This is a genomic window from Undibacterium sp. WLX3042 (assembly GCF_049544825.1).
In the GTDB taxonomy this organism is placed as follows: domain Bacteria; phylum Pseudomonadota; class Gammaproteobacteria; order Burkholderiales; family Burkholderiaceae_D; genus Undibacterium.
The window spans coordinates 1,022,370-1,035,689 of sequence record NZ_CP186698.1 but is presented as its reverse complement, the minus strand read 5'-3'; the positions used below and the strand labels follow the sequence as shown (position 1 = coordinate 1,035,689).

Here is a 13,320-nt window from a genome sequence, read left to right as displayed (position 1 = left end):
TCGAACGTCGATTTAACTTGGCTGTTCTCCTTCATATTTGGTCAAATACGACTGTTGATATTAGCAGTTCACATAATTTTGACGTTTCATTTTTAGTGTCACTTGTTCGCAAGTTGAAATGAATGATCGAAACTCAACGTAATTGTTTTAAATCCTTTGGAGAAATAAAAATGAAAAAATCACTTATCGCATTGGCAGTACTGGCTGCAGTTGCAGGTTCTGCTCAGGCACAATCTTCCGTTACCGTCTACGGTGTACTGGATATGGCTCTTCAAAATGAAAGCAATGGTGCTTTTTCTAAAGGCAAAGGTTCCATTACATCCTTGGACAGCGGTGTTCAATCCGGTTCCCGTCTGGGCTTCAAAGGTAGTGAAGATCTGGGCAACGGTTTGAAAGCAAACTTCAAACTGGAAATGGGTATTCAAGCTGATACAGGCGCATCTGCTCAAGGTGGTCTGGCATTCGGCCGTGCAGCATGGGTTGGCTTGTCTGGTGATTTCGGTGCGATCCAGCTGGGTCGTCAAAACAAACCAATGTTTGATGCGGTAGATTCTATCGATCCATTCGGTACAGGTATCATCGGTGGCAGCGCAACAGACAGCACAAGTGCAACTGGTCTGGGTAATCTGTTCTTCGCAACAAATCCACGTTCTAACAACACAGCGAACTACACCACGAATAATCTGAGTGGTTTCACTGGTTCTCTGGCATACACATTCGGCGAACAAGCTGGTGACATCGGTAAGGGCCGTGGTATCGGTGTTTCCGGTTCTTATGCAGCAGGCCCGTTGCTGGCAACAGTTGCTTACCACACTGAAGATGTGGCAGCATCTACTAAACCAACGAACGCTGTAAAACACATTTTTGCTGGCGCGACTTATGATTTCTCTGTTGTTAAAGCAGCGCTTGCTTACGGTAAAGTAAAATCGGATGATGATTCTGTTGCCTACAAACTGTGGAACCTGGGTGCAACAATTCCAGTAAGTGCAGCTGGTTCTGTTATTGCTGGCGTTACACGTGTTACCAGCGATGTTGTCAGCTCAGATCGCAACAGTACACAACTGGCTCTGGGTTATACACACTCTTTGTCTAAGCGTACTAATATTTACACATCATTCTCTCGCGTTGCTAATGATGCAAAAGTAAATGCTGGCGGTCTGGCAGATGGTTTGGGTCGTACAGAGCGTATGGTTAACCTGGGTATCCGTCACGCATTCTAATCTTCGGCAAGTGTGAACTTGCTGTTGTGGAAAATAAAAAAGCACCTTCGGGTGCTTTTTTATTTTCTGTATCAAACGCACTGAATCATGCAAGCGCGTGACGCCGGATAATGGAGGCGTGGTTTATCCGCAGCGACCGAATACCTGCCTGAGTCAGGCATTGTTTCATTCGACGACGTGCGTTATTTCTAGCGCGGGGCTTCTTACAAATGGTTTTACTTAACGGGAGCAGGCTGATCAGGTATAGCCTGCGTCTTATTCTCCATCTGGAGGCATCAGATTAAAATGTTCATAAGCCAGTGAGGTAGCGATTCTTCCGCGCGGAGTGCGTTGCAGATAACCTTGCTGTATCAGATAGGGTTCCAGTACATCTTCAATGGTGTCGCGCTCCTCACCGATGGCTGCTGCTACATTGTCGAGCCCGACCGGGCCACCGCCGAATTTAAACAGGATGGCTTCCAGGAGTTTTCTGTCCATCAGATCGAAACCTACCGTATCCACATCCAGCATTTTCAGTGCGGCATCGGCAATATCTTTGGTGATCTCGCCATTGCCTTTTACCTCGGCATAGTCGCGCACTCGCCGCAGTAATCGATTTGCAATACGTGGCGTGCCACGTGCACGATTAGCGATTTCTCTCGCTCCAGCTTCGTGTATCGGTGCATTCAGAAGGGATGCCGAACGCGTGACGATGCGCGCCAGTTGTTCTGGGGTATAAAATTCGAGGCGGGCGACAATACCGAAGCGATCACGCAAAGGATTGGTCAGCATGCCAGCCCTTGTGGTTGCTCCGACCAGCGTGAATGGTTGCAGATCGAGTTTCACTGAGCGGGCTGCCGGGCCTTCGCCTATCATGATGTCGATCTGATAGTCTTCCAGTGCAGGATATAAAATCTCTTCAACGACGGGAGATAAACGGTGAATTTCATCGATAAACAGCACATCGTTTGCCTCCAGGTTCGTCAGTAGCGCTGCCAGATCGCCTGCACGCTCCAGAACCGGCCCCGAAGTCTGACGCAGATTCACTCCCATCTCTCTGGCGATAATGTGTGCCAGTGTAGTTTTACCCAAGCCGGGAGGCCCGAACAGCAGGGTGTGATCCAGTGCTTCACCGCGCTGGCGCGCAGCAGTAATAAAAATTTCCAGCTGGTCGCGGATTTTTTCCTGGCCTACATATTCATCGAGTTGTTTCGGCCTTAATGCGCGTTCAATCGCCTCTTCACTGGCGGACACCGGCGTCGCCGCAATGATGCGTTGCTCACTGAAATTGATAGAGAGATTATCTGTCTGTATGCTCATGATGTAATTTTTCAGCCTTTAGACAGGGATTTCAGGGCCAGCTTGATACCCTCCGATACACCTGACTCTTTTGGCACAGATTTCATCGCCAGCATGGCTTCTTTATCGGAATAACCCAGTGCTAACAAGGCATTCAGAATGTCGGCACTATGATCACCTGCCGCAGCCGCCGTACTGGACGTAAATAAATCGGCGCCGAGTTTTCCTTTGAGTTCCAGCAGTAGTCTTTCTGCCGTTTTTTTGCCTATGCCCGGAATGCGGGTCAAGCGGCCGACTTCCTGCATCGTAATCGCTTGCGACAGATCTGCCACAGACATACCTGAGAGGATAGACAGTGCTGTACGTGCGCCGACGCCGCTGATTTTTACCAGTTGGCGAAAGGTTGCACGTTCTTCTGCCGAGCCAAAACCAAACAGTACATGCGCATCTTCGCGTATAGCCAGATGGGTCAGCAAAACCACTTTTTCACCTAAAGGAGGCAGGTTATAAAACGTGCTCATAGGAACATCGACTTCGTAGCCGACACCCTGACAATCGATCAGTAACTGTGGGGGATTTTTCTCTAGCAGAGTGCCTGCGATGCGACCTATCATGAGACTGCTTTCATACTGTATGAATAAGCAGTGATAGTAAACGATTCTCTCCGGCTTGACGAGAGGATGTCAGCGAAATTCTGCTGCTCAGGATTGCTGTTGCTTTCCTGTTTGTCTGCATGAAGGCGCAACAGGCACAGAAACAGATGCCGCAGATTTTATATGGGTTTCGGGGGGAGAGGCTTTGCAAAGGCGCATCAATGTTAAGTCGTGTTCGGCGGTGTATTTCTGATACCTGTTCAGCCTATCAACCTGCCCGCTTTCACGCGCAAACCTTTTTTTGCCAGTTCTGGAGCGATTGCACTTAGTGTTGCCAGTGCTTCACCGCTGTGGGCATGGCAAATCGCTACGCCTAGCGCATCCGCTGCATCCGGGCTGGGTGTGCCGGATAACATTAACAAACGTTGCACCATATCCTGCACTTGCTCTTTACTGGCGCGTCCCTGGCCGACAATGCCTTGCTTGACTTGCAGCGCGGTGTATTCAGCGACCGTCAGATCGGCGGCGACCAAAGCGCAGATGGCGGCACCACGTGCCTGTCCTAGCAATAAGGTGGATTGGGGATTGACGTTGACGAAGACTTTCTCTATCGCCGCACAATCCGGTTGATAAGTGCGGACAATTTCGGCAACACCGGAAAGGATGGTTTTCAGCCGCTCAGGTAATGAACCTTCGACCGTTTTGATGGTGCCAGACGCCACGTAAGTGAGCTTCTGTCCCTGCTTATGAATAACCCCGAATCCAGTAGTCCGTAATCCGGGGTCGATACCTAAAATCTTCATGTATGCCTTGCCCCGCAAAAGAGCAAGGCGAATGATTAATGACGGAAGTGACGTGTGCCAGTATAGACCATCACCACCCCGCGTTCATCTGCCGCATCAATAACTTCCTGATCGCGCATGGAGCCACCTGGATGAATCACGCAAGTCGCTCCGGCATCAACCACTACATCCAGACCGTCACGGAACGGGAAAAATGCGTCGGATGCAACCGCGGAACCAGCCAGAGACAGCCCTGCGTTTTGTGCTTTGATCGAGGCGATACGCGCAGAATCAATACGGCTCATCTGACCTGCACCGACACCCAGTGTCATGCCGTTGCCACAGAAGACGATCGCATTCGATTTCACGTATTTCGCGACACGCCATGCAAACATCATGTCTGCCATTTGTTGTGGTGTTGGCTGCAGTTTTGAGACAACGCGTAATTCTTCCTGCAAAACGTTTTTCGCATCAGGCGCTTGTACCAGCAAGCCACCACCAACACGTTTGACGTCGTATTGATTGACTTCGTTGCCCAAGGAAATTTCCAACAAACGTACGTTTTGTTTTGCTGCAAAAATGGCTTTAGCTTCTGCGGTGAAAGATGGTGCGATCAACACTTCAACGAATTGTTTAGCGACGATTTCTGCTGCTTTGCCATCGAGTTCACGGTTGAATGCAATGATGCCACCGAAGGCGGATGTCGGATCCGTTTGCAATGCTTTGCTGTATGCCTCAAATGGTGTCGGGGCTACCGCTACGCCGCAAGGATTCGCATGCTTAACGATGACGCAAGCGGATTCTTGGAACGACTTAACGCATTCCCATGCAGCATCTGAGTCAGCGATATTGTTGTAAGACAGTTCTTTGCCTTGCAATTGTTTGTAGTTGGCGAGTGCGCCATCCACTGTTTTCAAATCACGATAGAAAGCCGCGGACTGATGTGGGTTTTCGCCGTAACGCATTTCCTGCACTTTGTCGAAATGCAGATTCAGTGTTTGCGGATATGCACTGCGGGTTGTGTGTGCTTTATCTTCACCGAGGCTGGTCAGATAGTTAGTGATAGCACCGTCATATTGTGCGGTATGCGCAAAGACTTTTTTTGCCAGCGTGAACTTGGTGTCATAGCTGACGACATTGTTATTCGCCTTCATTTCAGCGAGAACCACGGCGTAATCGCTGGGGTCAACAATCACGGTCACGTCTTTATGATTTTTTGCCGATGAGCGCAACATGGTCGGACCGCCGATATCGATGTTCTCAATCGCATCTTCGAGCGAACATTCTGCTTTGACAACCGTTTGCTGGAACGGATACAGATTCACGACGACCATGTCTATCGTCGGAATGCTGTGCTGCTCAAGTGCTGCTACATGTTCAGGAAAATCGCGGCGTGCCAGAATGCCGCCGTGTACCTTAGGGTGCAGTGTTTTCACACGTCCGTCGAGCATTTCCGGAAAGCCTGTATAGTCCGCCACTTCGGTTACAGCGAGGCCATTATCGGCCAATAATTTAGCGGTACCGCCAGTGGAGAGCAACTTGACACCGAGTGCAGACAATTCACGTGCAAATTCGAGCACACCAGTCTTGTCGGAGACGGAGATAAGAGCTTGTTTGATCATGATGATGATAAATGAGTAAGGAAATCGGTGTCAGGCGCTGGCGGCAAATAATTACAGCAAACCGTGCTGCTGCAATTTCTTGCGCAAGGTATTGCGGTTAATGCCGAGCATGTCTGCTGCCTGTGATTGGTTGCTGGAGGCGCGTGTCATCACCATTTCCAGCATAGGTTTTTCTACTGCCAATACAACCATGTCATAAATATTGGAGGCGGGTTGTTCGCCCAGATCGCGGAAATATTTTTCCAGATTTTTATGGACGGCGTCCTGAATGCTATCTTTGCTCATGCTGTTTTTGTCACTGTTCGGTTATGCCGGTCGGCGCTTATATTTAAATGCTCTAGGCGCTGATGTTATGCGGTCGCGTTACAAATATCGTTTGTTTTACGCCGCTAGTTTTTCTTCAAAGGGGCGGTATTGTAACCGTTCCCCCGCCATGCGATCAAAAAATTGACTGACTGCATCAAGTTGTTCTTCGCATGAAGTGAGTAAATTCATTTGTTGCCGGAATTCTTCACCGTTGACGAGGTCCTGAACATACCAGCCTATGTGCTTGCGCGCAGTCCTGACGCCAAGATACTCACCGTAAAACTCATAATGTGCCTTCAGGTGGTTATCCATCAGGTACCGTACTTCGCTGATCAACGGCGGTGGTAAGTGTTCGCCAGTTGCAAGGTAATGTTCGATTTCACGAAAGATCCAGGGCCGCCCTTGTGCTGCACGCCCTATCATGATCGCATCCGCACCTGTGACCTCTAATACGTATTTAGCTTTCTCCGGTGTTGTGATGTCGCCATTCGCAACTACTGGAATCTTCACCGCCGCTTTAACGGCAGCAATGGTGTCGTATTCGGCATCCCCTTTGTAGCCGTCAGCCCTTGTGCGACCATGCAAGGTCAGCATTTGTATGCCAGCAGATTCCGCCATGCGGGCGATGGTCAGCGCATTTTTATTTGCTCTGTCCCAGCCCGTGCGGAATTTCAGTGTGACAGGTACATCAACCGCCCCGACCACAGCATCGAGAATTTCGCCGACAAGAGCTTCGTGTTGCAGCAGAGCTGAGCCACACCAGGCATTACATACTTTCTTGACCGGACAACCCATATTGATGTCGATAATCTGAGCGCCTTTATCCACATTGTATTTTGCGCAATCCGCAAGCATTTGCGGATCAGCACCGGCTATCTGTACCGCCTTGGGTTCCATCTCTCCGACATGGTTAGTGCGCCGGGTCGATTTTTCGGTTTCCCATAATTTCGGATTCGATGCCGCCATTTCCGAAACGGCATAACCTGCACCAAGTTCTTTGCATAACTGACGGAAAGGTCTGTCGGTGACACCAGCCATGGGAGCCACAAAAATATTGTTACGCAAGATGTAGGAACCAATTTGCACGATGAGGTGGGAGGGAATTTGAAGAAGCGTTATTCTACCTGAAACCTGCCTAAATAATTAGCAAAACCGCTGCAATCTGAAGGAATATTTATTTCAATCAGACCGTGACCTTGATAGCTTTAGACTTGTTTTTCTAAATTTTGAAAGTCAGTTAATGCTGACTCGTAGTCGTATTTTGTTGCGCTGAAAATCGCACCCTATGCCGCGTGCCTGGCGCCGCATTGATCCGGTGCTTACGTCAATGCGACCTGTGGTATCGATAAGTTCAAGATGCTTTATCGCTTTGGTTAATATCATCCATGGCATCGGTATCGAGATGAGCAACATCTCCCCATTGGATCAGGTGCAAGGTATTGTCTCTGAACTCAAAGCGGTTGATGCTGGCATTGAAAATGGTGACTTCGCGTGGCGCATTCAGCGACAATCCTTTAGCGGCACGATACGCGCATTCGAGTACACCACCGTGGGCGACGAGGGCGATTTTTTTCTCTTCGAATTGTTTGGCGTAGTACTCAATATGGTCGATGATGCGTTGGTGAAATTGGCGTGTCGTCTCACCTTGATTTTCACCCGGTGGAAATTCCGCATCAGGATCATGTGACTTCCAGGCCGCATAGGCTTCCGGAAAAACATGCGGAATCTCGCTGTAGAGCAGTCCTTCAAAGCCACCATAACAACGTTCGCGTAAGCCGGCATCGATGCGGGTGCTGATACCTTGCAGACGTGCGATTTCACCAGCAGTCTGCACTGCACGTTGCAAATCACTGGCAATGATGGCATCAAGCTTTTCGTTCTGCAGCGACCACGCCAGCGCTTTTGCCTGCTGCGTTCCTTGTGCATTCAATGGAATATCAAGGTGACCCTGTAAGCGTTTAATGGCGTTCCAGGCTGTTTCACCGTGGCGGATAAGGAGGATTTCAGTCATCTGATTGATGGATAATGGCATGCGTGCCGCAGTAGGGGCAGTGTGTTCATCAGCTTGTTTTTTTTGTTTCCAGCCAGAATGTCACCGGGCCATCATTCGTCAATGAAACTTTCATATCGGCACCAAAACGTCCGGTCTCGACGCGACTGTGTTTATGTTTTGCCTGACGCACAAAATAGTCGAATAAATGACGCGCGACTTCCGGCGGCGCTGCTGGCGTGAACGAAGGGCGGGTACCGGAATTGGTATTGGCCGCCAGCGTGAATTGCGGTACAAGCAATAAGCCACCTTGCGTATCTGTGATGCTGAGGTTCATTTTTCCTGCGTCATCACTGAACACGCGATAGCTCAGCAGCTTACTGAGTAAGGCATCTGCCTCGCTTTCAGTATCGCCACGTTCTGCGCAGACCAATACCATTAAGCCTGCGCTGATCGCGCCGGTGGTTTCACCATCGACGACGACACTGGCATGGCTGACGCGTTGCAATAGTGCGATCATGCTGATAAGGTCACGCGGGCAAATTTCCGTTTTCCAACTTGCAGTACGAAAGTACCTGCGTCCACTTTCAGACCTTTGTCACTGAGAACGGCTCCGTCAATACGTACACCGCCTTGCTCTATCATGCGCATCGCTTCAGAAGTCGAGGTACACAGATTCGCCTGTTTCAACAGCTGTGCAATACCGACCGGTGCACCGCTCAGACTGACTTCCGGTATGTCGTCCGGTATACCGCCTTTGGAACGGTTCACGAAATCGGTCAGCGCATCTTCACCAGCTTGTTTATTGTGGAAGCGGGCGACGATTTCCTGTGCCAGCGCAACCTTGATATCGCGCGGATTCTGACCATCGGCGACGGCTTTTTTGTAGGCCGCAATTTGCTCAATAGAGCAGAATGAAAGCAGATCGTAGTACTTCCACATCATTTCGTCGGAAATACTCATAATCTTGGCGAACATGTTATTTGCCGGCTCAGTGATGGCGATATAGTTGTTTTTCGATTTCGACATCTTTTCAACGCCGTCCAGACCTTCCAGCAGCGGCATGGTCAGTATGCATTGCGGCTCCTGACCGTAGTCTTTTTGCAGTTCGCGTCCGACCAGTAAATTGAATTTCTGATCCGTGCCACCGAGTTCCAGATCGGCATGTAATGCGACGGAGTCATAGCCTTGCATCAGCGGGTACAGAAACTCATGGATAGAAATCGGGGTGCCGGCTTTGAAGCGTTTTGTGAAATCATCGCGCTCCATCATGCGGGCGACCGTATATTTCGATGACAACTGAATCATGCCACGCGCACCCAGCGGGTCGCACCATTCGGAGTTGTAGCGGATTTCAGTTTTCGCCGCGTCCAGTACCAGACTCGCTTGCCGGAAGTAGGTCTTGGCGTTTTCCTCGATCTGCTCGCGAGTCAGTGGCGGACGGGTGATATTGCGTCCGGAAGGGTCGCCGATCATCGATGTGAAGTCGCCGATCAGGAAGATGACCTGATGGCCCAGATCTTGCAGCTGACGTAATTTATTCAGAACAACCGTATGACCAAGATGCAAATCTGGTGCAGTCGGGTCCAGACCCAGTTTGATGCGCAGAGGTTTGCCAGTCTGTTCACTGCGGGCGAGTTTTTGTGCAAATTCGCTTTCGATAAGCAATTCGTCAACACCGCGTTTGGTCACTGCAAGGGCATGTTGCACTGCATCGGACAAGGGTAAGGCTTTGGCTGGCGTAATCAGGCTGGAACTGGAGTTGGAATTGTGTGCAGAAGTCATAGGTATTTAAACGAGATTTTTTGTAACATCGCTGGTCAGGGTTCTCATTCTGAATCAATAATCAGCGTTTTGCCAGATTCTGGGCGTTAGTTTAATTTTGCTGGAATCAAGTTTTCTTGCTTTATAATCCAGCCTTGGTTTGTCGCCGGTCACGTTCTTCGAGCGTTTTTCGCTCAGAAAGTTATCGCCGCAACGACCCCCGAATTTTCGATAAAAACAGTCAATTTTAACTTATTGCATGCGACCATCAGATAAATTACTTCGTGTGGCTACCGGCAGCTCCAGACTGTTGTTAGGTTCCACCCGCGTTTCACGTATTGTTTCCGTTACCGCTTTATTCTTCGCTGTCTGTGCTGTGGGAGCGACTGCCGTTGCGCCGCTGGCACCGGATGCCGCAGATTTACCGGTCAAAAAAATTACCAAAGAATTGCCTTTACCCAGTCTGGACGAACAGGTCGCTGCGCTGACCAATGCTGATCAGCAATATGTTCGCGAAGAAATCGTCCGTCGTGGTGATACTCTCAGCGGCTTGTTGTTGCGCCTGGGCGTGGATGACGCTGACGCGAACACTTTTATCAAAACGGATAATGTGGCGCGCAGCTTGTTGCAGTTGCGCACCGACAAATCCGTCCGCGTCAAAACCAATGAAGACGGTCAGCTCGAGTGGTTGCAGACTACGGTGGTGGATGGTACCGACAAGCCAGCCAGGAACATCGAAATCAAGCGTGATGCTTCCGGACACTTCGTCGCTACCGACGCCCCTGCAGTGCTGGAGCGTCGCGTTGAAATGACTTCCGGCAATATCGTTTCCTCGCTGTTCGCCGCGACAGATGAAGCGAATATTGCTGATAATGTGGCGTCCCAGATTGTCAGTATGTTTGAAACGAATATTGATTTTCGCAAGCTGCAACGCGGCGATCAGTTCAATGTGGTCTATGAAAGTTTCTGGCAAAACGGTCAGCTCGTGAAAACCGGCCGTGTGCTCGCCGGTGAATTCACTAATGCCGGAAAAACTTACCAATCGGTGTGGTTTGATGAAGCTGGCGGTCAGGGCGGCTATTACACATTTGATGGTAAGTCTCTCAAAAAATCTTTCCTAAAGTCGCCGCTGGAGTTCACCCGTATTTCTTCCGGCTTCGCGATGCGCGTGCATCCGATTTCAGGACAGTGGAAAGCGCATAAAGGCGTGGATTTCGCGGCAGTGACAGGCACACCTATTCGTGCGACTGCAGATGGTGTGGTTGAATCTGTAGGTCCGAGCGGTGGCTACGGCAATCTGGTTGTGGTGAAACATCACTCGAATTACAGCACGGCCTATGCGCACATGAGCCGGTTTGCGGCTGGCCTGCATAAAGGCAGCCGTGTCAGTCAGGGTGAAGTTATTGGCTATGTCGGATCGACAGGCTGGTCCACCGGAGCCCATCTGCATTACGAATTCCGTGTGAATAATGAGGCTCGTGATCCTATGACAGTCAGTTTGCCTGAGGCGCCGCCACTGGCCGGAAACGATATGCCGCGATTCAAGGCGATTGCGGCTGAAATGCATCACCGTTTTAATCTGCTGCGCCCTGAACGTTTAGCGGAAACGATGAAACTGGCATCCCGTTAAAGCAAGCAGCTTAATTCAGGCCGAACACTGCGTTCGGCCTTTTTCATTTTGGTCGCGTGACTATGCGTAACAATTCTTTGTATATCGGCCTGATGTCTGGTACCAGTCTTGATGGTGTGGATGGGGTGCTCGTGCGCTTGCCGGAAACACCGGAAACACCTGTTGAACTGTTAGCCAGTGCCTACCTTCCGTTCCCGCCAGAAGTAAGACGGCAGGCGATGCTGCTGCAGAGCTCCGGTGACGACGAACTACATCATGAGGCCGTGCTCGCGAATACGCTGGCTCAGACTTATGCGGATTGTGTTCACAGTTTGTCCGGTCAGCATACACTCAAGGAGGTGCGGGCTATCGGTGTGCACGGACAAACGATACGGCACCGGCCAGAACTGGGCTACACCCGTCAGACGAATAATCCTTCGTTGCTGGCAGAATTAACCGGCATTGATGTGATTGCCGATTTCCGCAGCCGTGATATTGCTGCTGGCGGACAAGGCGCACCGTTGGTACCGGCATTTCATCGTGCCGTATTTGCGGCCGACAATGAATGCAGAGTCGTTGCTAATATCGGTGGCATCAGCAATATCAGTATTCTCGCTGCGGATGGCAGTACGACCGGTTTTGATACCGGTCCGGGCAACGTGCTGATGGATTACTGGATACATCAGCATCTGGGAAAAAATTATGATGCTGACGGAGCCTGGGCATCGCAAGGTAGCGTCAATTCAGCCTTGCTCGGGAAGCTCATGGCCGAGGCTTATTTACAGCTGGCCCCACCCAAGAGCACCGGGCGTGATCTCTTTCACGCAGTATGGCTGCAGCAGCAATTACAGGGATTTGAAGCGGTGGCTGCGGTTGACGTACAGACGACATTATGCGCCTTTACCGCGATGAGTCTGGCGCAGGCGATTTGTCGTTACGGCGGACAGCAGGCAAAGGCTGTCTATGTTTGTGGGGGCGGTGCATTTAATCGCCGTCTGATGCTGATGTTACAGACATTCTTATCTGAGGCTGGATCGTCTGCGCTGGTATGCACGACAGATGCGCTCGGTGTCGCACCGGAGCAAGTAGAGGCGATGGCATTCGCCTGGCTGGCACAACAATTCTGTCTGCGTCGTCCTGGTAATTTACCTGAAGTCACTGGCGCCCGAGGGCCGCGTATTCTTGGTGCTCTTTATCCCGCATAATTTGCGTACGCTCCGACCCGTTTAATTTTTCTCGCTACGAAAAGAGAGATCGCATGATTCAACTGATTTATGTCGCTGACCCTATGTGTTCTTGGTGCTACGGTTTTGGCCCGGAGTTGCAAGCCTTACTGGAAATGATGCCTGATGCGAATCTGGATATCATCGTCGGAGGTTTGCGTGCCTATAACCAGGAGGTCATGAGCGAGGAGCAACGGCAAACCATACGCGGTCACTGGAAGCATGTGGCGGAAGCCACTGGTCTGCCGTTTGCGGCGACAGGGATGACCCAAGCTGGTTTTAAATACGATACCGAACCCGCATGTCGTACAGTTGTTGCGACTAAAATGCTGGCGGATCATCTTAGTCCAGTCCAGTTATTATCGGTTTTTCGTGCGATTCAGCATGCGTTTTATGCAGAAGGGAAAGACGTGACTGATTTACGTCTTCTGTCGGATATCGCGGTGCGTGCGCTGAATGAGACAGACGGTGCAGAGAGTTTTGATGCGTCCAGTTTTTATGAGACGCTGGTCTCGCCGCTGTGTATGGCGGACACGCGACAGGAATTTGAGCAATGCCAGCGCTGGGGGATACGCGGTTTTCCCGCGTTGTTATTGGTTCACAACAACGCGCTGCACATGATCGCATCCGGCTTTACTAAGAGGGCCGCACTAGTTTCTGCTATTGAGGAAATACAAAAAAACGGCAGACTGCTTTAATTGCGCCGCGTGTTCAGGTGGCTTCGGCCCACCTGAAATCATCCCGTGTAGGTTTCGGTTGGTGGTGGTCGGGACGTCACATTCAATACACAATGTCAGTCGTTTGTACCCGATTGCTGTTACCGACAATTCAACGCGGGTAATGCAGCACGACACGCTTATTCTGCTGGTCACATATCTCCCCGTCTTCATTTAACTTGCCGGGCTCATGTTTCTCATTGGTCTCGAATAAGAT

General features: G+C 50.5%; 13 protein-coding genes. 4 read left to right on the top strand and 9 right to left on the bottom strand.

Going from position 1 to position 13,320, the window contains the following annotated elements:
• Positions 1-170: 170 nt before the first annotated feature.
• A complete protein-coding gene (locus ACPAOP_RS04705) occupies positions 171-1,220 on the top strand; it encodes a porin (protein WP_423681496.1) in 1,050 nt (349 codons plus the stop codon).
• Between the two features lie 255 nt (positions 1,221-1,475).
• Here the strand turns inward: ACPAOP_RS04705 and ruvB are convergent, their stop codons facing one another.
• The 9 genes from ruvB to tyrS form a co-directional block, all read right to left on the bottom strand.
• Positions 1,476-2,519, bottom strand: coding sequence for a Holliday junction branch migration DNA helicase RuvB (gene ruvB, locus ACPAOP_RS04700; RefSeq protein WP_423681494.1), 1,044 nt, complete (start codon positions 2,517-2,519; stop codon positions 1,476-1,478).
• An 11-nt stretch (positions 2,520-2,530) separates the two neighbouring features.
• Entirely contained in the window at positions 2,531-3,112 is a 582-nt protein-coding gene (gene ruvA, locus ACPAOP_RS04695; RefSeq protein WP_423681493.1) for a Holliday junction branch migration protein RuvA, read from the bottom strand.
• A 239-nt stretch (positions 3,113-3,351) separates the two neighbouring features.
• Positions 3,352-3,894 carry a crossover junction endodeoxyribonuclease RuvC gene (gene ruvC, locus ACPAOP_RS04690; RefSeq protein ID WP_423709491.1) on the bottom strand — a complete coding sequence of 181 codons (543 nt, stop codon included), beginning with the start codon at positions 3,892-3,894 and terminating at the stop codon, positions 3,352-3,354.
• 35 nt (positions 3,895-3,929) lie between these two features.
• Complete coding sequence (gene purH, locus ACPAOP_RS04685) at positions 3,930-5,495, bottom strand: bifunctional phosphoribosylaminoimidazolecarboxamide formyltransferase/IMP cyclohydrolase (RefSeq protein WP_423709490.1); 1,566 nt, start codon at positions 5,493-5,495, stop codon at positions 3,930-3,932.
• Positions 5,496-5,546: 51 nt separating this feature from the next.
• On the bottom strand, positions 5,547-5,780 hold the full coding sequence (locus ACPAOP_RS04680) for a helix-turn-helix domain-containing protein (RefSeq protein WP_110258221.1): 234 nt from the start codon (positions 5,778-5,780) through the stop codon (positions 5,547-5,549).
• Between the two features lie 96 nt (positions 5,781-5,876).
• The gene (gene dusB / locus ACPAOP_RS04675) at positions 5,877-6,887 is read right to left on the bottom strand and encodes a tRNA dihydrouridine synthase DusB (RefSeq protein WP_423709489.1); all 1,011 of its coding nucleotides are present in this window, start codon (positions 6,885-6,887) and stop codon (positions 5,877-5,879) included.
• Positions 6,888-7,152: 265 nt separating this feature from the next.
• Entirely contained in the window at positions 7,153-7,833 is a 681-nt protein-coding gene (locus ACPAOP_RS04670) for a histidine phosphatase family protein (RefSeq protein ID WP_423709488.1), read from the bottom strand.
• Between the two features lie 28 nt (positions 7,834-7,861).
• Entirely contained in the window at positions 7,862-8,311 is a 450-nt protein-coding gene (gene dtd, locus ACPAOP_RS04665; protein ID WP_423709487.1) for a D-aminoacyl-tRNA deacylase, read from the bottom strand.
• On the bottom strand, positions 8,308-9,576 hold the full coding sequence (tyrS, locus tag ACPAOP_RS04660) for a tyrosine--tRNA ligase (RefSeq protein ID WP_423681485.1): 1,269 nt from the start codon (positions 9,574-9,576) through the stop codon (positions 8,308-8,310). The genes dtd and tyrS overlap by 4 nt, the downstream gene beginning before the upstream one ends.
• 238 nt (positions 9,577-9,814) lie before the next feature.
• Between tyrS and ACPAOP_RS04655 the strand changes: the two genes are divergently transcribed.
• The 3 genes from ACPAOP_RS04655 to ACPAOP_RS04645 all read left to right on the top strand — a co-directional run bounded on the left by ACPAOP_RS04655 (position 9,815) and on the right by ACPAOP_RS04645 (position 13,085).
• Positions 9,815-11,185, top strand: a complete 1,371-nt coding sequence (locus tag ACPAOP_RS04655; RefSeq protein WP_423681484.1) for a peptidoglycan DD-metalloendopeptidase family protein — start codon at positions 9,815-9,817, stop codon at positions 11,183-11,185.
• A gap of 62 nt (positions 11,186-11,247) precedes the next feature.
• Complete coding sequence (locus ACPAOP_RS04650) at positions 11,248-12,369, top strand: anhydro-N-acetylmuramic acid kinase (protein WP_423681483.1); 1,122 nt, start codon at positions 11,248-11,250, stop codon at positions 12,367-12,369.
• A 53-nt stretch (positions 12,370-12,422) separates the two neighbouring features.
• The gene (locus tag ACPAOP_RS04645) at positions 12,423-13,085 is read left to right on the top strand and encodes a DsbA family protein (RefSeq protein WP_423709486.1); all 663 of its coding nucleotides are present in this window, start codon (positions 12,423-12,425) and stop codon (positions 13,083-13,085) included.
• The last annotated feature ends 235 nt before the right edge of the window (positions 13,086-13,320 follow it).

What these genes read in the sequence shown, in the direction of transcription:
- ACPAOP_RS04705 (WP_423681496.1), top strand. Translation starts at nt 171, where the DNA reads ATGAAAAAATCACTTATCGCATTGGCAGTACTGGCTGCAGTTGCAGGT.
- ruvB (WP_423681494.1), bottom strand. Translation starts at nt 2,519, where the DNA reads ATGAGCATACAGACAGATAATCTCTCTATCAATTTCAGTGAGCAACGC.
- ruvA (WP_423681493.1), bottom strand. Translation starts at nt 3,112, where the DNA reads ATGATAGGTCGCATCGCAGGCACTCTGCTAGAGAAAAATCCCCCACAG.
- ruvC (WP_423709491.1), bottom strand. Translation starts at nt 3,894, where the DNA reads ATGAAGATTTTAGGTATCGACCCCGGATTACGGACTACTGGATTCGGG.
- purH (WP_423709490.1), bottom strand. Translation starts at nt 5,495, where the DNA reads ATGATCAAACAAGCTCTTATCTCCGTCTCCGACAAGACTGGTGTGCTC.
- ACPAOP_RS04680 (WP_110258221.1), bottom strand. Translation starts at nt 5,780, where the DNA reads ATGAGCAAAGATAGCATTCAGGACGCCGTCCATAAAAATCTGGAAAAA.
- ACPAOP_RS04670 (WP_423709488.1), bottom strand. Translation starts at nt 7,833, where the DNA reads ATGCCATTATCCATCAATCAGATGACTGAAATCCTCCTTATCCGCCAC.
- dtd (WP_423709487.1), bottom strand. Translation starts at nt 8,311, where the DNA reads ATGATCGCACTATTGCAACGCGTCAGCCATGCCAGTGTCGTCGTCGAT.
- tyrS (WP_423681485.1), bottom strand. Translation starts at nt 9,576, where the DNA reads ATGACTTCTGCACACAATTCCAACTCCAGTTCCAGCCTGATTACGCCA.
- ACPAOP_RS04655 (WP_423681484.1), top strand. Translation starts at nt 9,815, where the DNA reads ATGCGACCATCAGATAAATTACTTCGTGTGGCTACCGGCAGCTCCAGA.
- ACPAOP_RS04650 (WP_423681483.1), top strand. Translation starts at nt 11,248, where the DNA reads ATGCGTAACAATTCTTTGTATATCGGCCTGATGTCTGGTACCAGTCTT.
- ACPAOP_RS04645 (WP_423709486.1), top strand. Translation starts at nt 12,423, where the DNA reads ATGATTCAACTGATTTATGTCGCTGACCCTATGTGTTCTTGGTGCTAC.